Source organism: Phenylobacterium parvum (assembly GCF_003150835.1).
Classification (GTDB): Bacteria; Pseudomonadota; Alphaproteobacteria; order Caulobacterales; family Caulobacteraceae; genus Phenylobacterium; species Phenylobacterium parvum.
The window spans coordinates 1,706,795-1,729,834 of the sequence record NZ_CP029479.1; the positions used below are offsets into that span (position 1 = coordinate 1,706,795).

At 68.6% G+C, this 23,040-nt stretch carries 28 protein-coding genes and 1 tRNA gene; 11 read left to right on the forward strand and 18 right to left on the reverse strand.

The features are described from left to right. Positions 1–20 precede the first annotated feature (20 nt). From HYN04_RS08170 to HYN04_RS08200, 7 genes are all read right to left on the reverse strand, one after another. Positions 21–500, reverse strand: coding sequence for an SRPBCC family protein (locus HYN04_RS08170; RefSeq protein WP_110450307.1), 480 nt, complete (start codon positions 498–500; stop codon positions 21–23). A gap of 45 nt (positions 501–545) precedes the next feature. Then, positions 546–1,559 carry a DUF7064 domain-containing protein gene (locus HYN04_RS08175; RefSeq protein WP_110450308.1) on the reverse strand — a complete coding sequence of 338 codons (1,014 nt, stop codon included), beginning with the start codon at positions 1,557–1,559 and terminating at the stop codon, positions 546–548. Positions 1,560–1,670: 111 nt separating this feature from the next. After that, the gene (locus tag HYN04_RS08180) at positions 1,671–2,318 is read right to left on the reverse strand and encodes a DsbA family oxidoreductase (RefSeq protein ID WP_110450309.1); all 648 of its coding nucleotides are present in this window, start codon (positions 2,316–2,318) and stop codon (positions 1,671–1,673) included. Positions 2,319–2,400: 82 nt separating this feature from the next. Next, complete coding sequence (locus HYN04_RS08185; RefSeq protein ID WP_110450310.1) at positions 2,401–3,480, reverse strand: DUF2855 family protein; 1,080 nt, start codon at positions 3,478–3,480, stop codon at positions 2,401–2,403. After that, complete coding sequence (locus HYN04_RS08190) at positions 3,477–3,929, reverse strand: hypothetical protein (RefSeq protein ID WP_110450311.1); 453 nt, start codon at positions 3,927–3,929, stop codon at positions 3,477–3,479. The genes HYN04_RS08185 and HYN04_RS08190 overlap by 4 nt, the downstream gene beginning before the upstream one ends. A 13-nt stretch (positions 3,930–3,942) precedes the next feature. Next, complete coding sequence (locus tag HYN04_RS08195) at positions 3,943–4,842, reverse strand: haloalkane dehalogenase (protein WP_110450312.1); 900 nt, start codon at positions 4,840–4,842, stop codon at positions 3,943–3,945. A 43-nt stretch (positions 4,843–4,885) separates the two neighbouring features. Further along, positions 4,886–5,530, reverse strand: coding sequence for a hypothetical protein (locus HYN04_RS08200; protein WP_110450313.1), 645 nt, complete (start codon positions 5,528–5,530; stop codon positions 4,886–4,888). Positions 5,531–5,802: 272 nt separating this feature from the next. Here HYN04_RS08200 and HYN04_RS08205 point away from each other — a divergent pair, with 272 nt between their 5' ends. Both HYN04_RS08205 and HYN04_RS08210 read left to right on the forward strand, forming a co-directional pair. Next, a complete protein-coding gene (locus HYN04_RS08205; protein WP_162599597.1) occupies positions 5,803–6,507 on the forward strand; it encodes a Coq4 family protein in 705 nt (234 codons plus the stop codon). A 7-nt stretch (positions 6,508–6,514) separates the two neighbouring features. Next, a complete protein-coding gene (locus HYN04_RS08210) occupies positions 6,515–7,144 on the forward strand; it encodes a TetR/AcrR family transcriptional regulator (protein ID WP_110450315.1) in 630 nt (209 codons plus the stop codon). A 64-nt stretch (positions 7,145–7,208) separates the two neighbouring features. Here the strand turns inward: HYN04_RS08210 and HYN04_RS08215 are convergent. The 3 genes from HYN04_RS08215 to HYN04_RS08225 all read right to left on the reverse strand — a co-directional run bounded on the left by HYN04_RS08215 (position 7,209) and on the right by HYN04_RS08225 (position 9,267). Next, a tRNA-Arg gene (locus HYN04_RS08215) sits at positions 7,209–7,285 on the reverse strand. A gap of 61 nt (positions 7,286–7,346) precedes the next feature. Continuing rightward, on the reverse strand, positions 7,347–7,811 hold the full coding sequence (locus tag HYN04_RS08220; RefSeq protein WP_110450316.1) for a hypothetical protein: 465 nt from the start codon (positions 7,809–7,811) through the stop codon (positions 7,347–7,349). Between the two features lie 4 nt (positions 7,812–7,815). After that, positions 7,816–9,267: an MFS transporter gene (locus HYN04_RS08225; RefSeq protein ID WP_162599598.1), complete on the reverse strand. Its 1,452-nt coding sequence runs from the start codon at positions 9,265–9,267 to the stop codon at positions 7,816–7,818. Positions 9,268–9,481: 214 nt separating this feature from the next. Between HYN04_RS08225 and HYN04_RS08230 the strand changes: the two genes are divergently transcribed. After that, positions 9,482–9,910 (forward strand): PAS domain-containing protein, encoded by a 429-nt coding sequence (locus HYN04_RS08230; RefSeq protein ID WP_110450318.1) that lies wholly within the window; start codon positions 9,482–9,484, stop codon positions 9,908–9,910. On the opposite strand, the gene HYN04_RS08235 is transcribed toward HYN04_RS08230, so the two are convergent. From HYN04_RS08235 to HYN04_RS08250, 5 genes are all read right to left on the reverse strand, one after another. Beyond that, the gene (locus HYN04_RS08235) at positions 9,907–10,872 is read right to left on the reverse strand and encodes a 1-phosphofructokinase family hexose kinase (protein WP_110450319.1); all 966 of its coding nucleotides are present in this window, start codon (positions 10,870–10,872) and stop codon (positions 9,907–9,909) included. The two genes, HYN04_RS08230 and HYN04_RS08235, sit on opposite strands and share 4 nt — an antisense overlap. 119 nt (positions 10,873–10,991) lie before the next feature. Further along, positions 10,992–11,426, reverse strand: coding sequence for a baeRF12 domain-containing protein (locus tag HYN04_RS08240; RefSeq protein WP_110450320.1), 435 nt, complete (start codon positions 11,424–11,426; stop codon positions 10,992–10,994). Next, a complete protein-coding gene (locus HYN04_RS13460) occupies positions 11,423–11,626 on the reverse strand; it encodes a hypothetical protein (protein WP_162599599.1) in 204 nt (67 codons plus the stop codon). Before HYN04_RS13460 ends, HYN04_RS08240 begins: the two co-directional genes overlap by 4 nt. 81 nt (positions 11,627–11,707) lie before the next feature. Further along, positions 11,708–12,040: a c-type cytochrome gene (locus HYN04_RS08245; protein ID WP_110450321.1), complete on the reverse strand. Its 333-nt coding sequence runs from the start codon at positions 12,038–12,040 to the stop codon at positions 11,708–11,710. A gap of 4 nt (positions 12,041–12,044) precedes the next feature. Next, entirely contained in the window at positions 12,045–13,637 is a 1,593-nt protein-coding gene (locus HYN04_RS08250) for an MBL fold metallo-hydrolase (RefSeq protein WP_110450322.1), read from the reverse strand. A gap of 165 nt (positions 13,638–13,802) precedes the next feature. On the opposite strand from HYN04_RS08250, the gene HYN04_RS08255 reads away from it, so the two are divergent. The 7 genes from HYN04_RS08255 (at position 13,803) to HYN04_RS13465 (ending at position 19,038) form a co-directional block, all read left to right on the forward strand. Beyond that, positions 13,803–14,474, forward strand: coding sequence for a helix-turn-helix domain-containing protein (locus HYN04_RS08255; protein ID WP_241962592.1), 672 nt, complete (start codon positions 13,803–13,805; stop codon positions 14,472–14,474). A gap of 56 nt (positions 14,475–14,530) precedes the next feature. Then, positions 14,531–15,355, forward strand: coding sequence for a universal stress protein (locus HYN04_RS08260; protein ID WP_110450323.1), 825 nt, complete (start codon positions 14,531–14,533; stop codon positions 15,353–15,355). A gap of 51 nt (positions 15,356–15,406) precedes the next feature. Continuing rightward, entirely contained in the window at positions 15,407–16,909 is a 1,503-nt protein-coding gene (locus HYN04_RS08265; RefSeq protein ID WP_110450324.1) for a sensor histidine kinase, read from the forward strand. Next, positions 16,906–17,514, forward strand: a complete 609-nt coding sequence (gene fixJ, locus HYN04_RS08270; protein WP_110450325.1) for a response regulator FixJ — start codon at positions 16,906–16,908, stop codon at positions 17,512–17,514. Before HYN04_RS08265 ends, fixJ begins: the two co-directional genes overlap by 4 nt. A 74-nt stretch (positions 17,515–17,588) precedes the next feature. Beyond that, entirely contained in the window at positions 17,589–17,978 is a 390-nt protein-coding gene (locus HYN04_RS08275) for a response regulator (protein ID WP_162599600.1), read from the forward strand. A gap of 92 nt (positions 17,979–18,070) precedes the next feature. Then, the gene (locus HYN04_RS08280) at positions 18,071–18,859 is read left to right on the forward strand and encodes an LOG family protein (protein ID WP_110450327.1); all 789 of its coding nucleotides are present in this window, start codon (positions 18,071–18,073) and stop codon (positions 18,857–18,859) included. Further along, positions 18,856–19,038 (forward strand): hypothetical protein, encoded by a 183-nt coding sequence (locus HYN04_RS13465; RefSeq protein WP_162599601.1) that lies wholly within the window; start codon positions 18,856–18,858, stop codon positions 19,036–19,038. Before HYN04_RS08280 ends, HYN04_RS13465 begins: the two co-directional genes overlap by 4 nt. Here HYN04_RS13465 and HYN04_RS08285 read toward each other — a convergent pair. The 3 genes from HYN04_RS08285 to HYN04_RS08295 are packed head-to-tail and all read right to left on the reverse strand — an operon-like array spanning position 19,019 to position 21,561. Further along, positions 19,019–19,579, reverse strand: a complete 561-nt coding sequence (locus HYN04_RS08285; protein WP_110450328.1) for a tetratricopeptide repeat protein — start codon at positions 19,577–19,579, stop codon at positions 19,019–19,021. The genes HYN04_RS13465 and HYN04_RS08285 overlap by 20 nt on opposite strands. Before the next feature lie 26 nt (positions 19,580–19,605). Continuing rightward, complete coding sequence (locus tag HYN04_RS08290; protein ID WP_199285939.1) at positions 19,606–20,523, reverse strand: DMT family transporter; 918 nt, start codon at positions 20,521–20,523, stop codon at positions 19,606–19,608. A 21-nt stretch (positions 20,524–20,544) separates the two neighbouring features. Further along, positions 20,545–21,561 (reverse strand): aldo/keto reductase, encoded by a 1,017-nt coding sequence (locus HYN04_RS08295; protein WP_110450329.1) that lies wholly within the window; start codon positions 21,559–21,561, stop codon positions 20,545–20,547. 146 nt (positions 21,562–21,707) lie between these two features. Between HYN04_RS08295 and aptA the strand changes: the two genes are divergently transcribed. Then, positions 21,708–23,033 carry an omega-aminotransferase AptA gene (gene aptA / locus HYN04_RS08300; protein WP_110450330.1) on the forward strand — a complete coding sequence of 442 codons (1,326 nt, stop codon included), beginning with the start codon at positions 21,708–21,710 and terminating at the stop codon, positions 23,031–23,033. Positions 23,034–23,040 lie beyond the last annotated feature (7 nt).

Here is a 23,040-nt window from a genome sequence, read left to right on the forward strand (position 1 = left end):
TCTCCTCGGAACGGCGCGGTTCAGGCCAGGCCCAGGGCCCGCTTCATCGCCTTCAGGTTGCCGCGGCAGAACTTCCCCATGGCCTCGGTCGCCGCCTCAAGCTGGGCGGGATCCCGGGGCTGGAACCGGACCCGCAGCACGATGGCGCAGGAGTCCCCGTCACCGGGCTCCACCGAGACGGTGGAGAAGTAGGCCTCCATGTCGGGCCGATCGAGGGTGTAGGTGTAGTGGTGCGGCCCCTCGTCGGTCATCAGCTCCGAGACGGTCCGGCCGCCGGGCATGGTCAGGGTGCGCACCTTGCCCTGGGGCGTGACCTCGGTGCTCTCGGCCTCCACCAGCGTCGCCCACTTCCGGATTCCTGAAAAGTCGCCGATGACGGCCCAGGCCGCATCGGCGGCCAGCGGAATGTCCTCGCGGACGGTCATTTCCTGCATGAAGTCCTCCCAGTGTTTCGGCGGACTGCAGCACATCCGGTTGCGGACCGGAAGCGAGGAAAGCATGGATCCGGTTCTGCCGGGCGCCCGGGGAGCCGCGGCGGCCTGGACCTATTCCGTCACGTTGTGCCAGGACTCGGCGATGCCGAAGCCCTCGCGGCCGTCCATCTCGAAGCGCGCCAGCCCCTCATTGACGAAGGTGGCTCCCCCCGGGAAGGGGATCTTGGTCGGGCACATGTTGATCACCCGGCCTTCGATGCGGACCTCCCGGCCCTTGCCGGTGCGTGCGACCATCGACACCGTCTCGTGCAGGATGGAGCCCGGCCGGAAGGTGGTCTCGACACGGACGTCCTCCAGCGTGTCCATGTGCTCGCCGTCCTGGATCCAGCCGGCGCCCAGCATGGTCCCGTCGGCGCGGCGGAAGCAGGACCCTCCCAGGGAGGTTCCGGCGCCGAAGTTCATGGAGAACCAGAAGACGAAGGGGTTGGGGGTGGCGGCGGTCGAGAGGGCGGGGCCTGCTGAGGCGGCGCCCGACGAACCGCTGGAAGACCCGCTCCAGTTACGCGGGCCCCAGGACTTATCGCGCACGCCAAAGCCGTCGAAGGCGATTTCCTCCCCGCCGATCGCCAGCCGCCCCGTCGCGCGCAGGCTCTGCTCGAAGTGGCCGTGGGCGCCCTTCGCCGCGAAGTGCGGCTCGGTCAGGGCCTGGACGTCCACCTGCATGGAGAGGTGCGCCGGAGTGTGCCAGCCCTCGGGGCGGAGCTTGGCGCGGGTCATCAGGATGGACCCGTCGGGGATGTCCTGGGCCGGGCCCTCGTAACTCACGGTCCAGCGGCGGAAGGGGTCCTCGCAGGCCAGGGCCAGGTTCCCGACCTTCAGGTCGCCGTCGTAGGCGGACAGGTCCTTTCCGATGTCCCGCCGGCCGTAGGTGAAGGCCACCCGGCTGCCGCCCAGGTAGACGGCGTGCAGGGCGTCCGCCCAGCCATTCCCGGGCCGGAAGCCCATGCGGGTGAACATGCCGACCCCGGTCTTCGGATCGACGAAGTTGAAGTAATAGCTCTCGCTCCAGGCCCGGTCCTCGCCGGTGGGATGCATGGCCTCGTCGGTGCCGGTGACAGTACTCATGCGGGATTTCCCAGTCGGGGGCCGCCAGGGTCCGGGCGGGGTCAGGGAGAGGATAGGTCCGGGGCGTGACCGGCTCAAGCCGGGGCCGGCCCGGAGCCCGTCACCGCCAGGCTAGGTCTCGGCGGCGAGGGTGCGGAGCGCGCGCTCGAATGCGTCCGCCGGGTGGCCCCCGGAGATGACGTACGTGTCGTTGATGATCAGGGTCGGGACCGAACTGATCCCCGCCTCGTACCACTGACGCTCCAGGGACCGGACGTGTTCGGCGAAGCGGCCCGAGGCCAGAATCTCGCGGGCGGCGTCGGGATCGAGGCCCGCCCGCCCGGCCGCCGCCGCAAGGACCTCGGGGTCGCCGGGATTCTCACCCCGGGTGAAATAGGCCTCGAACAGGGCGTGCTTGAGGGGCAGCTGGCGCCCCATCAACCCTGCCCAGTGCAGCAGCCTGTGGGCGTCAAAGGTGTTGTAGATCCGGCTTTCAGGAGTGGTGGCGATGGTGAAGCCCACCTCGGCGGCGCGGGCCCGGATCTGCTCCCGGTTCGCCGCAGACTGCTCCGGCGTCGCGCCATACTTCTCGAACACGTGTTCCGCCAGGTTCTGCCCACCGGGCGGCATGTCAGGATTGAGCTCGAAGGGCTGGAGGATGATCGTCGCCTCGACGAGGTCGCCCACACGCGACAGGGCCTCCTCGAGCCCGGCCAGGCCAATAATGCACCAGGGACAGGCCACGTCGGAGACGAAGTCGATCTTCATGGGCTTGGTCATGCCGTCGCCTCCCCGGCGGTGGAATCCCCGACTGCCCGCCAAGAGATAGCCGAGCCCCCGGGAATTCCAATTCCTCCGGCGCCTATTTCAGCGACGCCATGACCGCCGCGTTCGGCGCGATCCTGTTCGCCACGAGGCCCTGCCAGGCGGCGATAACCGCATCCGCTCCACGTTCGTGGCGGATTTCCAGGGCGCCCTTCAGCTCCAGCGACATGCGGGCGGACTCCGCCTGGGCGCGACGCATGATCTCGCCCGGACCCCAGTCGACGTCGCGCTTTGCGAACTGGGCCGGCGCGAAGAAGAAGGCGTGGGGCGTGGCGGAGGTCTCGGGCCGATAGCGGCCGGCGCCCCAGTGGGTCGCGCCGACGGCGCAGCTGAGCTTGAGCTGGTCGCCGAACCGCGCGTGGATGGCGCTGACGACCTCACCCGCGCCGGACATGTCGACAAAGGCGGTCGGGACCGAGGGGTCCAGGGCGGCGATGGCGTCGTAGGTCACGACCTCATCGCAGGTCCCCAGGCTCGTGACGAAGCCGACATTCCCCGGAGAGGTCAGGCCGACGACCCGGGGACGCCCCTCGCCGTGACGTGAGAGCAGGTTCGCCAGGCCCAGGCCGGTTTTGGACGAGGCGCTGCCGACCAGCACCTGCCGGGCGCTGAAGAAGGCGTTGTCCACCAGGTAGTCGTAGAGCACGTAGGAGGTCGAGAAGAGCGGGAAGAGGAGGCAGCGCTCGTCTTCCATAGCGGTCAGGGCGGGCGGATCCCCCTGGGTGCGCTGGTAGGTGTTGTAGATGGCCGGCAGGTCCGCGCGATGCGCCGCGCCGTCGACAAAGCTCCGGTCCGTGGCGCCGGCGGGCCGCATCACGACGTGGCTGGCCATGGGCAGGAAGCCCCAGATGCGCTCGCCCACGGCGACCTCCGGGGCGCGAGACGCGACAACGTCGGCGAAGCCCCAGACGGGCACGATCCCCCAGGGCTCCTCGACCGGAAAGAACCTCCAGTACCCGATCATGTCGCCGGAAAGGGCGTAGCTGACGTTGTTCGCGGTCATGGCGAACTTGTCGATGGCGACCAGGACCTCGCCTTCCGCCAACTCCGGGATCTCTGTGGAAACCGTCCGAGCTTCGGCGAAGGCCGAGCGACGCACCTGAACCTGGGTGATCATGTTGTGGGTTCCTGTTGGACGCGACGATCGCGCAAGGAGAGCATGAAGAAGAGTGTCCCCAGCACGACGAAGGCGGCGCTCCCGTAATGCTCCGGCGGATGGTGGCCGCTGTGGGAGCCCTTCCCGAACCAACCCGAATAGGCGCCCAGCGCCTGCATGAGGATGGTGAGCAGCAGCACCAGGGGCACAAGCGGGCGGTATCGCAGGGCGATGATGAGGATGAGGATCCCGAACGGGATCTGCATGGCCCCGTACCAGGCAAAGATCGCGATGATGGCCTCTGCGCGGGTCGAAAGGTCGACGCCGCCGATGACTCCGGCGCCACCGTCGGGGAGAAAGTAGTGGATCAGACCCGGAACGATGGTTGCCACGGAGGACAGGGCCAGGAACCAAGCGGAGCTGGGGGCGCCGTGGTAATCTGAATTGGTGCTGGGGGGGAGCAGGGCCATGGAAGCCGCCTCGTCAGTTCACGTCAAGAAAGGGAAGGATGTGGGCGAGCAGTTCTTCGGGCGCGTCTTCCTGGATGAAGTGGTTCGCCATGGGAATGTTCTGGTGCTTCTGGCCAGCCGCGCCCGGAATGTGCGCCTGCGCCCGCTTGTCCCATCCCTGGGCGACCGGATCGAGGTCGCCGAACAGGGTCAGGAAGGGGCGATCGAACTTCGCCAGCTTCGCCCAGGCCTCGCGGTTCAGGGGCGCGCCCGGATTGTCGACCTGCACGGCGATCAGCACCGGGAACTGGATGATCCCCGCTTCATAGTCCGTTGAAGGGAAAGGCGCCCGGTAGGCGGCAACCTCCCCCTCGGTGAGCTTGCGCTGCATGCCGCCCTCGAGCATCTGCCATGGAAAGGCGGTCGCCGCGCGCATCATGCCGACCCACATCTTCATGAAGTCGCTTTCGCCCTCGCCGAGGGGCAGGCCGGTGTTGGCGGCGATCACCCGGGCGAAGCGCTCGGGGTGCTGGGCCGCCAGGTAGATGCCGATCGTGCCGCCCCAGTCCTGGCAGAAGAGGGTGATATCCGTCAGGTCCATCTGGGTGAGCCACTTGCCCATCCAGTCGTAGTGCCGGGCCAGGGTGTAATCGCTCTTCTCCGCGGGCTTGTCCGATCGCCCGCAGCCCACGAGGTCGACGGCGATCACCCGCCGGCCCGTCGCGAGCAGTCCGGGGATCATGCGCCTGTAGAGGTAGGCCCAGGTCGGATTGCCGTGCATCAACAGGATCGGGGGCGCGTCGCGCGGACCTTCATCGATGCAGTGAATGCGGATGTCTGTCCCGTCCTCGTCCCGGACTGTCAAGTAGTGGGGCGCCCAGGGGAAGTCGGGCAGGTTCGCGAACTGGGCGTCGGGCGTGCGCAGGATTTTCATTGAGAGTCCCGAGTCTGGAGATTTGGCGAGGCAGGCGCGCGGGTCAGTTCGCCGCGGCGGAAAGCAGGAGAGCGATCTGGGCCACCGCGGCGGCGAGGGCGAAGGTCAGGCCCACCCAGATCCCCGGACCGGCAAGGGTCTTGATCATCGGACGGGTCGGGAAGTTGAAGGTCTGCGGCATCGCCGCGAACTTGAACGCATGGGCGCCGCCGAACCGGGGGTTGCAGATCAGGTGTGCGAGGTCCCGCCGGCTGCGGTAGCGGATGTAGCCCATCATCGACCACTCGGGGACTTCCTTGAGCCCCCAGGTGTCGACCATGCCGCCGATCCGGCGAGCGGCCAGGGCCGGATGCCCCCCGCGGGCGAACAGGGCGGGCATGAACATGCGCGTGTAGCCCGCCATGACCTGGCGCGCCGGCAGCATTTCGCCGGTCACCGGATCGGCGACCTCGACCTCCGACAGGCGAATGACGTTGAGCATGAAGAATTCGCGCCCATCATCTTCCTCGAGGAATTTCCGGATCACGGGCATTTCGTCCTGGTCGCCGCGCCCCACGTTGTTGGCGCGCATCTGCGCCATGAGGGTCTCGACCTCGGCCTTCGAGAGCGGGCCGCGCCAGTTGAAGTACCAGGCCAGGAAGATCGCATAGCCCAGCAGGGCGACGCCCCACACCCAGAAGCTCGTCATTGTCCGGCTCCCCCGCGCCCGCACTCCCGGTCAGGACCCGGAGGACCTCGACCCGCAGAATGTATTGACATTATGAATGCCATTAAATGCTGCGGAAGGTTTTGGCAACGGGCGGCGGCGGCCATGTCGGTCAGGCTTGGAGCCGGCGGAGCCATCGCGAATGAGAGCGAGAGGTCTCGAAGTCGGCAGGACCTGAATGAGCGAGATAAAATGAACTGGTTCATTTAATTCCCGGGGTGCTAGGCTGCGGCATGCCAAAGCGGAGTGAAGTCATGTCGGGTGCGGAGATTATCGACCGGGGTTTCGCCAAAAAATTCCTGCGCGCAGCGGACGCGCCCCTCGACTATGGGGTGTACCTGCTCTTTCACGACTGGTGGGCGGAAGCGCCGCAGAAGGCGATCGACTCCTACAGCCGGGAATTGGCTTCCATTCCTGAAGCTGCGCCCCTGCTCGCCAGTCGCTACATCTCCGAGCCCCTGTCGCTGGAACGCCTGGCGGAATGCGCTCCGGGCACACTCGGCCATGCCTACCGTCGCTTCATCCTGGACAACAAGCTCGAGCAAAACCTCGGGCGCAACTATCGCCGGTTCAATGAGGAACTGACGAGTTCCGGCAAGCTCGACCGGCTGCCGCCGGACCTCAGCTACATGATGGTGCGTGGATTTCAGATCCACGACTTCCTGCATGTCCTGACGGGCTATGAGGCGGACAACTGGGGCGAACTGGCCCTGGCCGCCTTCTACCTTGCCCAGCTTCGGTTCCCCTATCACGCCATGCGGGTGGCGGTGACCACCGCACACATGGCGTTCGTGCGGCCTGGCCTCATCGTCGACGCCATGGACGCCTTTGTGGATGGGTGGAGCTATGGCCGCAGCGCCCGCAACCTCAACTTCGAACGCTGGGAGGACGAGCTGGATACGCCGCTCGACCAGTTGCGGGCGAGAATGAACCTGAACCGGGAAAAGTTCGCCGTATAGCGAACCCATGGCCCGACCCCCGGCGACAGACGCGCAGAAAACGGTTGCCCGTCGCCAGATCCAGAAGGCGGCGGCAAGCTTCTATGCGGAGCATGGCGCCGCTGCGGTCACGGCCAGGGCGATCGCCCAGCGCGCTGGAGTCAGCGTCGGAAAGATCTATGCCCATTTCGGGAGCCTTCAAGCGCTCATGCAGTCGCTTTGGATGGACCCGGTCGAGACCATCAACGCCCAGCTGGAAGCCATGGCCGCTGAAATCGCGGATCCGGTACAGCGCCTGAAGGCCTTGCTTGAGGCCTATGTCGAGACCGCATTGACCCGGCCGCAGCTCTTTCGCGGCGCCTTCCTCTTCGTTCGACCGGATACACTGCCCAAGCCGGACCGCGCGCCCCTGGACTCAGCCCCCTTCGCGACCCTCCTGACCTCGACGATCCATGACGGCCAGAAGCTGGGGGTCCTGCGCGAGGGCGATCCCCGGGGCCTGGCCCAGCTTGCCTGGGCTGGGGTCCATGGATGCCTGGCCCTCCCGGTCAACTTTGATCGTCTTGACCTCGCCAGATCCCAGGACCTCGCCGGGCTGATGATCGACATCCTCGTACGAGACCTGTCCGTCGTCCATCCGCCCGAGCCTGCAGCCTAGCGGATCTGCGCACGCCGTGGGCTCGGCCGGCATCATCGCTGCCCGACAGGTCTACGTGCCGGCCTGGCGGCCCGGGAGGGACTCGAACCCCCGACCTTCGCTTTAGGAAAGCGCTGCTCTATCCTGCTGAGCTACCGGGCCTGGCCGGGCGGAGCGATGCCACGGGCGGCGGCTGGCGCCAAGCCCGGAAAGGCGATGGCCATCAAGGGGCGGCGCCTGGGTCCCGGCAGGCATAGTCCGTGGTTTCGCAGAGCGGCTGCGAGGTGGCGGCGCTCACGACGAAAACCTGGTCCCGGGCGGGGCGGAGGCTGCCTTCCGCGGGCTCGAAGAACCCCTCGAGGATCAGGCCTGGCTTGAGGCGGGAAGGATCAAACCAGAGGGTCGGACCGGGCATGACCGGCGTGGAGGCAAAGCGGCAGGGCAGATTGAAACTCACCTTGTCGCCCGTCTTCACCGATCCGCGCCAGACGGCGAGCGCCCTGCCCTCGACGCGGCAGGCGTTCTCCCGGGTGACCTTGTGGACGCGGCTGACCCGGACCTGGAGGTGGACGTCCGCGGAGGCCCGCGCCTCAAGGTAGACATAAGGCGGCAGGACGGCGCTGGCCGGCCAGGCCATGGCAAGGCCTGCAGCCAGCCCAATGGCAGCGGTGATACGGCGAAGTCCCATTGGGTCAGGTTCCTTGAGCGGCCTTCCGGGCGGCGAGGGCCGCCTTGGTAGCCTCGAAGCGCGCCCTGGTGATCTTGTATCGAGCATAACAGACAGCGGCGATCAGGCCGGGAATTGTCGCCAGGATTCCATCGACGAACACCAGGTTGAAGAGCACATCGTCAGGCACGGAGCCGGGCTTGGCCTTGGGCGGAAAGCTGATCGCCCAGAGAGCGAGGCCTGCGAGGGCCGCTCCCAGGGCCTGGTCGATCTTAGCGGCCAGGTTCCGGGTCGAGTAGAGGACACCCTCCTGACGCACGCCGTGGGCCAGTTCGTTTTCGTCGGCGATGTCTGCGAGGGCGGACATGACCGTGATGCTGAGGACACTGGCTCCGGCATTGCCGACCGACGAGAAGGCGATCAGCATCGGCGTCAGGCCCGGAGTCTCGGAGCTCAGCACGCCGGTCAGACCAAGGATCATCGGTATCGCAGGCCCGATGGAAAAGACGACGGCCCAGATGATCATGTTCAGGCGCTTGTCGAGGCGCTGGTGCATGCGTGCGGAGAAGAGGAATCCTGTTCCGTAACCGACAAAGCTACCGAAGATGAACCACTTCAGCTGCTCGCTGGTCAGTCCCCAGAAGAAAGTATTCACGTACAGGTTCAGGCCGCCTCGGACCCCAATCATCATCGACAGGAAGAAGAAGGCGATGAGCAACCACATGTAATTGCGGTTCCCCAGCGCCTTGCCAACATCCTTTAGGAACTCAAGAGGGCTGAAACGAGGAAGGTTCTCGGGCGCCTTCGGCAGGCGGGGAATCTGGTCCCGGGTGTACCAGGCCGAGGCCAGCAAAAGCACCATGGCGGCCAGCCCGCAGCCAACAGCGAAGGGTCCGTATGGCTCGGGATTCAGGAGGCCCCTCGGGTACTCCGGCGTGGCCTTGAAGACGAAGTGAAGGGCGAGAAAGTTCATCCCCGCACCGCCGGCCCAGGTGAAGAAATTGTTCCAGCTCAGCACCTTGGATCGTTCGATATAGTCCGTCGAGAGCTCGCCGCCGAGGGCCAGGTGAGGCGTGTTGAACAGGCTGATGGAGATCCGCATAAAGCTGACGGACAGGGCGAACCAAAGGAACAGAACAAGGTCAGAGGCCCCTGGCGGCGGATTGAAGACTGCGATCACGGACAAGGCGATGGGAACGGGCGCCAGGAAGAGGTAGGCGTGCCGCCGCCCGAACCGCCCACGGGTCCGGTCCGAGAGCGAACCGATGACCGGATCCGCAAAGCCGTCGAAGAAGAGGCTGGCGGAGACGGCCAGGCCCGCGAGAACCGCGTTCAGGCCGAGGATCTGGTTGTAATACAGCATGGCGTAGGAGCCGACCGTAGCCAGCACGATCGAGTCCCCGACGGATCCGATGCCGAAGAAGAATTTGGTGCGCAGGGGAAGCCGCTCGACAGAGCCGGCCTGGGCGCTGGACATGAAATCACTCCCTGAAATGTGGACCGCGCCCCGATTCATTGTCGGAACGTCGGCTAAGCCCGAAATCACACGTACGGCGGCCTTCAATTGCGCCGCATTGGCATCCAACGGGCAGAACGCCCCTAGGTCAACCTTCCGGACGGCGTGCTTTCCCCTGCCCCGGCCGGGGGCTAGGATGAGGGTCAGGATTCTGTTGCGCCCGGAAGGACCCGTCATGAACCAGGCTGCGCCCTTCGCCGTCGATGGCCCCCTGGCCCCGCCCCTCGCCCGGCTGCTCGCCTACTGGGAAGGCCTGAAGCGCGGACAGGCCGAGATCCCCTTCTGGGATGACCTTTCCGAGGTGAAGATCGAGGCCTCGGGGGCGGAGACCTTCATCCTGGATGTCTTCAGCCAGCCTGAACGCTTCCGGTTCAATGACCTCGAGGTCGCCCCGCCCGCCGTGGAGCGCGACCAGCTGCTGGGCCTCTTCCTGGACGACGTCGTCCTGCCTGAGGTCTTCGCCCTCCTGCGCGCCCAGGCCAGCGCCGCCACGGAACTGATGCGCCCGACCCTCTACCGCGCCGGCGGCCTTCAGCGGCTGCTGCTTCCCGCCTGGGGCGAGGGTCAGGTCCGCATGCTGGTGGGCGGTCTCGCCCGGGGCTAGGCGGGCCCCAGGACCTCCACCCGGACCTGCGGGCGAAGCCGGCGGATGTCCGCCCGGCGCGCCATCCCGGAACCCGGTGACAAGAGGGTGGCCGATGCCGCCGCAACCGCCGTGGCCAGGGCCGCTTCAGGACGCGAGCCGCGCGAAAGCTCCCAGACGAGGCCCGCCATGAAGCTGTCCCCCGCCCCCACGGTGGACACCGGCGTGATCGGCAGGGAGGGCGCGTAGGCTGCAAAGCCATCGCCCACGAGGAGCGCGCCTTCCGCGCCGAGGCTCAGGGCCACCCACTCGGCCTGTCCACCGGCGACGAGCGCCAGGGCGGCGTCCAGCTGCGCTGCGCGGTCGATGAGGTCCCGGCCCAGGCAGTCTCCGAGTTCCTTGCGGTTGGGCTTCACCAGCCAGACGCCCGCCTCCAGTCCCGCCTTCAGCCCGGCGCCCGAGGCGTCGAGGGCCAGTCGGACCCCCCGGCGGCGCAGCCGGACAGCGAGCCGGGTCAGGCGGCCCGGGTCCATACCCCCCGGCAGGCTGCCGCTGGCGACCAGGATGTCAGGCCGCGGCGCCATTCCGAAGACCGCCGCCTCCAGGGCCCTGACCTCCCCCGCGCCCAGCTTCGGGCCCGGCAGGACAAAGCGGAACTCGGCGCCGCGGGATCGGTCGAACACGGTGAAGCTCTGGCGGGTCTCCCCGGCGATCGGGACGACCACCGCCTCGAGACCCTCGGCCTGGAGGCGCGCCTGGAGCGACTGGCCCGAAGGTCCGCCCAGGGGCAGGATGCAGGGCGCCCGGCCACCCAGGCGACGGATCACCCGGGCCACATTGACGCCCCCGCCGCCGGCGTCCTGCCGCGGGGCGTCGCACCTCAGCTTGTTCTCCGGCTCCACGGCGTCGACCGCCGTCTGGAGATCAAGGGCGGGGTTTAGGGTCAGGGTCGCTAGGACGCCCGAGGGGCTGGTGGTCGACATGCCGCGGCTCCCGGCGGAAATCCGGCGCCCAGATGGCCTTGGGCGGGCGATTCCCGCCAGAGCCCGTTCCCCTCAGACGGAAAGCCGGGAGGGGCAAGACAGGCTGCAGGTTCATCACGTCAGAGCAGGCCGGGGGCGTGCAGCCAGGCCTTGATGTCGTGGTTGGACACCTTCAGCAGGTCCTTGGGAATCTCGGCCCGGATCCGCGAGCGCGCGCCCTCGGACAGGTCTTCGCGGATGGCCTTCAGGAGCCGGGGCGGAGCGGCGAGCACCAGGTGCTCGTACTCGCCCTTCTGCGCCTGCCGGTTGAGAAGGTCCGCCAGTTCCTTGGCGAAGGCCTTGCGGCGGCGGTCAGCGAGGCCATGCTGGCCCGTGCCGTGGCGCATCGCGGTGGCGCTCTCGAAGGATACCCCCGGGGGTCCCTGGTGGGCGTGGACCGTCGGCGGCTTCATCTCGCCCAGGGTGACCGGGTCGGAGTGGTCGCGGGCCCGCTCGATCCATCGGGCGCCGCCGCCCGCCGCGACGAGGATACGCGTGCGCTCAGATACGGTCATTTCCGGGTCTCCGTCTGTGGAGCCGCCGAAGCGGCGGGACTGGGTTCGGAGAAGGCGGCGGTCTCTCCCGGCGGCGTCACGTTGGGCGGCAAGCTCCGGTGACAGCCAGCGGCGGAGACCGACAGGCCGAGGGCCAGGGCCGCGGCGATGGCCCGGCCCCGCCTTGCACGATGGACGCCAGAATGTCTGCCGACGAACATGGACGCGCCTCCTCAGGTGGGGGCGAGTCTGCACGCCCCCCGGGGCCACGCCTTGATCTGCCGCAAAGCCGCCAGGCCGCCTCAGGGCAGGGGCAGGCTCTCCAGCCAGGCGGCGATGTCCTCGACATCGGCGTCGCCCATCTTCAGCGGCGGCATGTTGAAGTGACCGGTCTCGTCGATTTCGGTCAGCCGGGCCCGGAGGCTGTGGGCGCGGTAGCGCGCGGCGAGGTTGGCGAAGGACGGCGCCTTGCCGGGTTCCGCCTCGCCGGTGATCGCGTGGCAGGTCCCGCACCGGGCCTCGGCGGTCAGCTGGCCGCGGGCGGCGGAGGGGCCATCCCCTCCCGGTGTCGAGGCGCATCCGGCGGCCAGGAGAAGTGCAGCGCAGGGCGCGAGGACGAGCAGGGTCGGACGCATGGCTTCAGGTCTCCTTGGCGCCGGCGACGAGTTCGCCGATCCGCCGGATGAGGGCTTCGCGCGCCTCGGGGGGCATATCCTCGAGGCGTTCGTTGAGGTCGAGGATCAGCTGGGCCCGGGCGTTGTGCCAGTCCGGAGCGGCTGCAAGGCCAGGAGCGATCCGGGGCGGCGGGGCGGGTCCAGCCACGGCGCCGGCGGGGCTGAGCCGGTAGGCCTGGTCAACCTGGGGAATGATGACCTGCTCGCGGACCTGCCCGGCCTCGGCCAACCGCCGGGCCAGGCCCTCCAGGGCCGGAGGCTCTCCGTGGTCCAGGAAGATCGATCCGCGCACCGGGCCGCGCGCCTGGGCCCAGGACACGAGGCCGGCCGAGTCGGCGTGTCCGGAATAGACCTCGATGCTGCGAATTCGGGCCCGTACGCCGAAGTCCTCACCCTGGATCCGGACCCTGCGCGCACCATCGACCAGCAGCCTGCCGAGGGTGCCCACCGCCTGGTAGCCCGTGATCAGGACGGTAGCCTCGCGGTTCCACAGCAGGCGCTTGAGGTGGCGGCGGATCCGGCCGGCGTCGCACATGCCGCTGGCCGCCATGACGATGTGCCAGCCCCGGAGCTGTTCCAGCCGGTCGCTGTCAGCCGGATCGGGCGTGAACTTCAGCCGTCCGGCGCCGTGCAGGCAGGTGAAGGGATTGACCCCGGTCGCCCGGTTCCAGCCCCGCTGCCGGAACACCTCCGTCACTTCCGAGGCCATGGGCGAGTCCAGGAAGATGTCCCCCTCGGGCGCCTGGCCCTCGTCCATTATGGTCATGATGTCGGCCAGCAGTTCCTGCGAGCGCTCGACGGCGAAGGCCGGGATCAGCAGGGGTCCGCCGGCGGCATGGGCGGCCTTCAGTTCCTCCGCCAGCAGGGTGCGGCGGTCCTCGGGCGTCACGCGGGGACGTTCCCGGTCGCCATAGGTCGACTCCAGGATCAGGTGATCCACGCCCGCGGGTCCCTCTGGATCGGGCATGTAGTCGCGCCCGCCGGGGCCCAGGTCGCCTGAGAAGAGTAGGCGCACCGGCCCCTCACCGCCCTCGGCCTGGACCTCGACCGAGGCGCCGCCGAGGATGTGGCCAGCCTCCCACCAGATGGCCTCCAGCCCCGGCAGGACCTGGACCGCATCGCCCAGGCGGACCTTGACGAACTGGTCCATCACCCGGCGGGCGTCAGCCTCGGTATAGATCGGCTCGACCATCTCGCGCCCGCGCCGCTGGTTGCGGCGGTTCAGGTGGCGCACCTCGCTTTCCTGGATGCCGCCGGCGTCGGCCAGCATGATCCGGCAGAGATCGCGGGTCCCGGCCGTGGCGTAGACGGGACCCGAGAAGCCGGCCTTCATCAGCTTGGGCAGGAGCCCCGAGTGGTCGATATGGGCGTGGGTCAGGAGGACGGCGTCGATACCGCGGGGATCGAAGGGAAAGGGCGCATAGTTCAGGGCCTTGAGGGTCTTGGAGCCCTGGAACATGCCGCAGTCCACCAGCACCCGGAAACCGGGGCCGGAAAGCTCCGCGCAGGAGCCGGTGACGCATCCCGCTGCGCCGTGGAAGAGGAGATCAAGCGCCATGCTGCAGACCCGGCTCCCTGCCGGCCCCACGCCAGCGACCGCTCCAGCCTATCCGAGTTGGGGCCGCCCGCCACTCTAGGTAATTCCCCGTAGGGAACCGCCCCGTATAGGCCCGGCCGGCCCCGGGGCCTAGCCTGACTGCGTTGACCCTGAAGGAGCGACGCCATGGCCCTCGCCTACGACTACAAGGACGCCCACACCCCCCTCGCCGCCCCCCAGCGGGCCGTGGAGCCAGCGTCCACCCTGGTCCGCATGGGCCTGACCATGACCTTTGCGAAGGACGAGGAAATCTATGGCCAGGACGAGGACGCTGACCTGATCTACCGGGTCCTGGAGGGTGCGGTCCGGACCACGCGGGTCATGGCCGACGGCCGCCGCCAGATCGGCGACTTCTACCTTGCCGGTGACATTTTCGGCCTCGAGACGGGTCCCCGCCATCGGTTCGCCGCCGAGGCCGTGCGGGACAGCGCGGTCCTCGTCGTCAAGGCCTCGGCCCTGCGCGCAGCCGGCGGCGATATCGAGCGGCTGGGCTGGGAGACCACCCGGCGGGAGCTGGAGCGGGCTCAGGAGCATGTCCTGCTTCTCGGCCGCAAGACCGCCTGCGAGCGGGTCGCCAGCTTCCTGAAGGACCTGTCCGACAAGGGCGGAAGCCCCGCCGTCGTCGACCTTCCGATGGGCCGCCAGGACATCGCCGACTATCTGGGCCTGACCATAGAGACCGTCTCGCGCATGCTGTCCCAGCTGCAGTCGGGGCGGATCGTGTCTTTCTGCGCCACCCGGCAGTTCCGGGTGGTCAACCCCCAAGGCCTTGCCCGGCTTGCGGATCAGGCCCAATGAAGACGGGCCGGTCCTGACCGGCCCTGGCCCCTCATGGGCCCCAAGGAGGCGACATCATGAGTTTCCGGTCCCTGCTCGTCCACGCCCAGCCGGGCGAAGGCTCGAAACTTCGCACCGAGGCGGCCGCCGCCCTGGCGATCCGGCTCGACGCCCTCCTGATCGGCCTGGGCGCAGAGGCCATCCCGCCTATCGCCACCACCGATCCGTACGGTTTCGGCACCGGCCAGTGGACTCCCCTGCTCTATGAGCAACAGTCCCGGAACCTGGAGGCCGCCAAGGCCGCATTCGCCGCACAGACGGAAGGGGCGAAGACGGAATGGCGCTCGGTGGGCGACCTGCCCACACCGGCCATGGCCCGCGTCGCCCGCGCGGTGGATCTGGTGGTGACTGGCGGCCCGACCGGCTCGGGCGACATCTACAACACGGCCAGCACGGCTGAACTGCTGATCAGCTCGGGACGGCCCATGCTGGTGGTCCCGCCCCACGGCGGCCGCCTGGAGACGCGCCGCATCATGGTGGCCTGGAAGGACACCAGAGAGGCCCGGCGCGCCGTCTCCGACGCCCTGTCCTTCATGCACATGGCGGACGAGATCCTGATCGTCGCCCTTGGCCCCAAGGAAGACCAGGACGCCCTTCGCGCCCAGGCCGAAGACGTGGCGGGCATGATCTCGCGTCACAGCATGGCCCGGCCCCGGACCCATGTGGCGGTCTCAGGCGCCGATGACGTGCAGGTCGACCTCCTGTCCCAGGCGGACCGGATGGACGCCGACCTCATCGTGTCCGGCGCCTACGGGCACAGCCGGGCCTACGAATGGGTGCTGGGCGGCGTGACCCGCCACCTGCTGCATGCCTGCGAGCGGTTCGTCTTCCTGAGCCACTAGGCGGCCAAAGCGCATTCCCTCGACGACGGCCGAGGGCTAGGACTCCGGGTCATGGACTCGGAAATCCAGAGAGAGATCGAGGGCGAGCCCCTTCGGAGACGGTGGCTGGCCTACGGACTTGCGGCCGCCGCCGTCATGGTGGTGCTGATGGCGAGGGTGGCCTTCACGCCCCAGCCGATCAGTCGCCTCGAGCTTTTCCTGCTCGCCCCCGCCCTGCTCGCGGCCGCCATCCCCGGAGGCGCGGGCCCCGTGGCCCTGGCCAGCATTCTCGGCCTCGCCGGATCCCTCGTCCTCGCGGGCGGCCGTCCGGTGATGGACGGCCAGGAAACGGTCGGCCTGGTCCTCTACCTCGCCGCCTCGGCGGCTATCGCCGCGGCGGCCTGGCGGCTGCGGCGGATGTCGCTCACCGCCCGGGCGATGCTGGCCGTATCCCGACAGCGCCAGGACCACCTCCAGTCCATCCTCGACACGGTGCCGGAAGGCATGATCGTGATCGACGAGATCGGAACCATCCGCTCGTTCAGCGCCGCGGCCGAGCGGCTCTTTGGCTGGACCTCCGCCGAGGCCGTCGGCCGGAACGTGCGCATGCTCATGCCCGACCCCTACCGGGCGGGTCATGACGGCTATCTGGGCCGCTATCTCGAGACCGGCGAGCGGCGGATCATCGGCATAGGTCGGGTGGCCGTGGGCATTCGCAAGGACGGCTCCACCTTCCCGATCGAACTGGCGGTCGGCGAGATGCGGACCGGCAAGAAGCGCTTCTTCACCGGCTTCATCCGCGACCTGACCGAACCCCAGGCGGCGGAGCGGCGCCTGCAGGACATGCAGTCGGAACTGATCCACGTCTCGCGCCTGACCTCCATGGGCGAGATGGCCTCGGCCCTGGCGCATGAACTGAACCAGCCCCTTTCGGCCATCGCCAGCTACATGAAGGGCTCGGTGCGCCTGCTGGACACCGGTGAGCCGGACCTGGAGCGGGTGCGGTCGGCCCTGACCGCAGCGGGTGACCAGGCCCTGCGGGCCGGCGAGATCATCCGGCGCCTCCGGGCCTTCGTCGGCAAGGGCGAGGCCGCCATGCGGATCGAGCCCTTGCCCAAGCTGATCGAGGAGGCCGGCGCCCTGGCCATGATGGGCGCCCGGGATTCCGGGGTCCGCCTAGAGTTTCGGCTTTCCCCTGACGCGGGGCTCGTCCTGGCGGACAAGGTCCAGGTCCAACAGGTGGTGCTGAACCTGATGCGCAACGCGGTGGAGGCCATGGGCGCCTCTTCGGTGCGCGAACTCACGGTCGAGTCTCGCCTCCTGAAGGAGGGATGGGTGGAGGTGCAGGTGTGCGACACCGGCGCGGGCCTGGCCCCGGACGTCCTGGAGCGCCTTTTCCAGCCCTTCATGACCACCAAGGCTGAGGGGATGGGCGTGGGCCTGTCCATCTGCCGGACCATCATCGAGGCTCATGGCGGGGAGATCAGCGCCCGGAACCGGCCGGAAGGTGGCGCCGTCTTCCGTTTCACGTTACGCAGCGCAGAGCTGCCGCTGCCAGGCGAGATCGACGCATGAGCTCCTCCTCCGCCCTCGTGCATGTCATCGACGACGATGAGGCGATCCGCGAGTCCCTCGCCTTCCTGCTCGGCACGGCCGGGATGGACTGCCGGACCTGGGAATCCGCCCTGGCCTTCCTTGAGGACGCGGCCCGGGCCACCGGCGACTGCATCGTGACGGATGTCCGCATGCCGGGCATGACCGGCCTCCAGCTGGTGGCGGAGCTCAAGACCCGGGGGGTCAACACGCCGGTAATCGTCATCACGGGCCATGGGGACGTTCCCATGGCGGTGGAGGCCCTGAAGCGCGGGGTGGCCGACTTCCTCGAGAAGCCCTTTGACGACGAGGTTCTGCTGGCGGCCATCGCAGAGACCCTCCGAAAGTCCGGCGACCATACAGCCGCCGGCGACGGCAACGCCTTCTCAGCCATGCTGGCCTCGCTGTCTCCCCGGGAGACCGAGGTCCTGCAGGGCGTGGTGGTGGGCAAGGCCAACAAGGTCATCGCCCGGGAACTGGGGATCAGCCCGCGGACGGTGGAGGTCTACCGGGCCAACGTCATGACCAAGACGGGCGCACGGAGCCTCTCCGAGCTTGTCCGGATGTCGATCCTCGCCGGCTTCTGAGTCCTTGCGCTGGATCAAGGCGGCGATCGCCGCCGGGCCGGAACATGCCGCAAGTCCACAAACCCGGGCGCCGAATGCCGCCAGCTGCTTCCACTCTTCCGACCCTTGTGCTCGTGGACGACGATGTCGCCCTGAGAAGCGCGCTGAAGTTCGCGCTGGAGCTGGATGGCTACCGGGTGCAGGCCTATGCCTCCGGCGAAGACCTGCTGGCGGCGGACCTGCCCTCGTGCAATGTCTGCCTGGTGCTGGACGAAAACCTCCCCGGCATGGGCGGGCTGGATTCCCTTGAGGCCCTCCGCGGCAGGGAGGTGAACCTGCCGGCCCTGCTGATCACCAGCCATCCTGGCCCCGGCCTGCGCCGCCGGGCGGGGCGCTTGCGCGTGCCCATTGTCGAGAAGCCACTGCTGGACGACGTCCTTGTCCGCAACATCCGCAAGGTCCTAGGCCAGCCTCCCGCCGCCTGAGACCCGCTTCGGCTGTGGGAGCGCCGCCGAATTGCCTCCCCGGGGGCGACCGCCTATAGCTGGGTCCTGCCCCGATCTGCGGACACCTGAACATGCCGCCCTCCGGCGCCCCTGAACCCGACCCCAGAGCCCTGATCTCTCAGCCCGCCTACCGGCTGGCGGCCCTGGATTCTGACTTCCTGCTGGGCGAGAGCATGCGCGGCGTGCGCTTCCTGCTCGAGTATGAAAAGGCCGACCAGACCCTGAAGTCGTGGGGCATCCGCTCCACCATCGTCGTCTTCGGCTCGGCCAGGGTCCGCGAGGACGACCCCGGGGACAAGGGCCGCTGGTACGCCGAGGCCCGCGCGTTCGGGCGGATCGCCGCCGAGCGGGGCGGCGCTCTCGATGGCCCCACCGGCGCAGGTCCCCGCGACAATGTCATCGCCACCGGCGGCGGCCCCGGCCTGATGGAAGCCGCGAACCGCGGGGCGGCCGAGGCGGGGGCCCCCACCATTGGCTTCAACATCTCCCTGCCCCACGAGCAGTTTCCCAATCCCTGGATCACCCCGGGCCTGGCGTTCCGCTTCCACTACTTCGCCATGCGCAAGATGCACCTGGCCATGCGCGCCAACGCCCTGGTGGCCTTCCCCGGCGGCTTCGGCACCCTGGATGAGCTGTTCGAGATCCTCACCCTGGTCCAGACTGGCAAGGGGCCGCGGGTGCCGATCGTCCTGTTCGACGAGACCTACTGGCGCAGCCTGGTGAACTTCGACGTCCTGTCGGAGCGCGGCATGATCGATCCCAAGGACCTGGAACTGATCCGGTTCGCAGACACCGCCGAGGCGGTCTGGCGCGAGGTCAGCGCCGGCGTCCTTGCTGCCGAAGGCGGGATGAGGCCGTGAACGGCCCCGCGCCACAGCGCTCGCCCCTGCGTGAGCTCCGGGACTTCCTCGCCTCGGCCCTGGCGGGCCTGGGCGTCCTGCGCCGTCGCCCGCCCCCCCTGCCGGAGGTCCCGGCCGTGAATGGCGGGGAGAAGCGCCCCGTGCAGACGCCCCCGGAGCCTACTTCCGGGACACCGTGAAGCGAGCCAGTTCCTTGCGCGGGGCGTCCCACTCGGGATCCAGCTCCGCCGCCTTGGTGTAGTCGAGCCAGGCGGACCGAATATCGCCGACGCGTTCATGGGCGATGGCGCGGTTGTAATGCGCCTTGGCGGGTTCGGAGACACCCAGCTCCAGGGCCCGGTTGATGTCCGCCAGGGCGGCCTCGGGCGCCTTCAGGCCAAGGCGCGCCGCACCGCGGTTGACCAGCGCCTCGCCCATTTCCGGCTGCCGCTTGAGGGCGGCCTCGAAGTCCCTCAGGGCGGCCGGGTACTCCTGGCGGCGCAGCTTGAAGACTCCGCGGTTCACCAGGGTCCCGGCCCTGTCCCGCGCATTGAGGGCCTCGGTATCAAGGGCGAGGGTGCAGAGCTCTTCGAACTTGCGGTCCAGCTCCCCCGTCACCGCGGCCTCGGAGCAGGCCTGGGCGAAACCGCCGCCCAGGACCGTGATGGCGGCCTGGGCCGACCCGGCCACCCCGCTGGCCAGCGCGGCGCCGAGGAAGGCGCCCATGTATCGATTCCACATGCGAAACTCCTGGCTCCAGGGGCGCCCTAGGCGCGGGACCGCCCGATCTCTCGCCAGAGGATATAGGTGCTGCTGGCGGCCACCACCATGGCGCCGACCAGGGTCAGGACCGCAGGGGTCTCACCCCAGACCAGAAAACCGATCAGGCCCGCCCAGACCAGCTGGGTGTAGTCGAAGGGCGCCACCACGGCGACGGGCGCCCTGCGGATGGCCTCGGTCAGCAGGAGCTGACCGGTCCCCCCGATCAGGCCGGCGGCGATGAGAAGGAGAAGAACACCCGGACTGGGCATGACCCATCCGAAGGGCAGACTGGCCAGGCCCGCCGCTGTCCCGGCGAGGGTGAAGTAGAAGACGATGGTGGGGCCGGGCTCCGTCCGGCTGATCTCCCGGATGGCGATCATGGCCCCTGCCGATCCCACGGCGGCGGCGATGGCGAAGAGCACCCCTACCCCAACGAACTGCCTCGGGTCGGGATGGACCATGATGAGCACGCCGACGAAGCCGACCGCCACGGCCAGCCAACGGTGAATTCCCACGGGCTCCTTCAGGATCAGGGCGGACAGGGCGACCATGAACAGGGGCGCCGAGAAGGAGATGGCCGTCGACTGGGTCAGGGGCAGGAGGCTGACCGCCGTGAAGCCGCAGATCATGCCGGTCAGGCCGACAGCGGACCGGGTCAGGTGCGCGCCGGGCCTTCGGGTGCGCAGGACCCCAAACCCGGAGGTCCGCCAGATGTAGAGCATCACCGGGATGAAGGCGAAGGCGTTGCGGAAGAAGATGATCTCCAGCACCGGGACGCCGCGCTCGGCGCACGCCTTCACGATCGCCGCGAGGACCGCCATGAGGGCCATGGCGAGAACGCGCAGGAGGATGCCCAGGGCGGGGCTCTGGGCGACCGGGCGGGGCGCCGAAGGGTCCCCGGCGATGGGGGCCGGCTCGGTCACGGTTCAGATCCGTAAAGGGCCTCAGCCCATGGGGTAGAGGATGTCCCGGGTGACCTCGTCGATGGCCTTGAGGACCTCGGGCGACAGCACGACGTCTGCGGCGGCGAAGATGTCGTCCAGCTGGTCCTCACGGGTCACGCCGACGATGGTCGAGGCGACGAAGTCATGCTGCTTGGACCAGGCTGTGGCCAGGGTGACGAGGGACATGCCCGCCTCGGCCGCGATCTTCGCCAGGCGCTCGGTGGTGGCCAGCGACTTCTCATTGACGAAGCGGCGCGCCATCGTCGCCTGCCGGCCGCCGATCTCGAGATAGCGGCTGAAGCGCGCGCCGGCCGGCAGGGCGCCGCCGTTGTACTTGCCTGACAGCACGCCGCCCGCCAGGGGCGAGTAGGGAATGGAGCTGACCCCTTCCTGCCGGCAGACCTGGGCCAGCTCGTCCTCAAAGCGGCGGTTGTTCAGGCTGTGGTTGTTCTGGATGGTCTCGTAGCGGGCGAAGCCCTCACGCTCGGAGGTCGAGAGCGCCTTCATCAGGCCCCAGGAGGTCTCGTTCGAGCAGCCGAGGACCCGCACCTTTCCGGCGCGGACCAGTTCGTCCAGGGTCTCCAGGGCGTCCTCGTAGCGGGCGCCATGGTCAGGCCAGTGGGTCTGGTAAAGGTCGACATAGTCGGTGCCGAGACGCCGCAGGCTGTCCTCGATGGCCCGGGTGATGTTGTGCCGGTCCAGCGCCGTCATGCCGGCCCGCTGGGAGCCCTTGATCCAGCCATGGCTGGGGCCGCAGACCTTGGTGGCCAGGATGATCCCGTCCCGCCGCTTGGTCTTCATCCAGCGGCCGAAAATCTCCTCGGTCAGGCCGGCCCAGGACTCCTGTGGCGGCACCGGATAGTTCTCGGCGGTGTCGAAGAAGTTGATCCCCGCCTCGAGGCTGCGGTCGAGAATCCGGAAGGAGGTCTTCTCGTCAGCCTGGGAGCCAAAGGTCATGGTCCCCATGCAGATCTTGGAAACGACGATCGGGCTGCGGCCCAGGCGCTGATGCTGCATAGCGGTCTCCCCTGACACGGCGCGGGCCTGATCGCCCGTCTGTCCGACCCTCGGCTGATAAGCGCGCGCCCGTAGGGTGGCAAGCCTCGCAATCGCAGTCGGAGGCGCTAAGATGCCCTCGGTTCCTGAGCGAGAGGGGCAAGGGCATGAGCGCGGACTACGGGGACAACCGGCCGGACCTGTCGGCCTTCTGGATGCCTTTCACCGCCAACCGGCAGTACAAGGACGCGCCGCGCCTCCTGGCCGAGGCCAGCGGCATGTACTACCGCACGGTCGACGGCGATGAGGTCCTGGACGGCACCGCCGGCCTCTGGTGCTGCAACCTGGGCCATGCCCGGGAAGAGATCACCCAGGCTGTCTCCCGCCAGCTGGCCACCCTGGACTTCGCCCCGACCTTCCAGATGGGCCACCCCCTGCCCTTCCGGCTCGCGGCGGCCCTGTCGGAGTTCGCCCCCCCCGGCCTCGACCGGATCTTTTTCACCAATTCGGGGTCGGAGTCCGTCGACACCGCCCTGAAGATGGCCCTGGCCTACCATCGCGCCCGCGGCGAGGGGCAGAGGGTGCGGCTGATCGGTCGTGAAAAGGGCTATCATGGCGTCGGCTTCGGCGGGATTTCCGTCGGCGGCCTGGTCAACAACCGCAGGACCTACCTCACCCTGCCGGGCGCCGATCACATCGCCCACACCTTTGATCCCGAGCGCAACGCCTTCTCCCGCGGCCTGCCGGACCATGGGGCCGAGAAGGCGGACGAAGTGGAACGGCTGGTCGCCCTGCACGGGGCCGAAACCATAGCCGCCGTCATCGTCGAGCCCGTGGCCGGGTCGGCGGGCGTCCTGCCACCGCCCAAGGGCTATCTCGAGCGCCTGCGCGCGGTCTGCGACCGGCACGGCATCCTGCTGATCTTCGACGAGGTCATCACGGGTTTCGGCCGCCTGGGCGAACCCTTCGCCGCCCAGGCCCTGGGCGTCACCCCGGACATCATGACCACCGCCAAGGGCATCACCAACGGCGCCCTGCCCATGGGCGCGGTCTTCGCACACCGGAAGGTGCACGACGCCATCGTCCAGGGCCCGCCGGCGGCCATCGAGTTCTTCCACGGCTACACCTATTCCGGGCATCCGGTGGCCTGCGCCGCCGCCCTGGCCAGCCTGGAAATCTACCGGCGCGACGGCCTGTTCACCCGGGTGAAGTCCCTGGCCGGCCTGTGGGAAGACCGTCTCCACGCCCTGCGCGGCAAGCCGAACGTCATCGACATCCGCAACATCGGCCTGATGGGCGCCATCGAGTTGTCGCCCCGCCCCGACGCGCCGGGCGCCCGGGGCTACGAGGTGCTGGTCAGGGCCCTGAAGGCAGGGCTGCTGGTGCGGGCGACGGGGGACATCATCGCCCTCTCTCCGCCGCTGATCATCAGCGAGGATGAGATCGGCAAGCTGTTCGAGATCCTGGGCGGGGTCCTCGACGGCGTCGCCTGAACCCGGA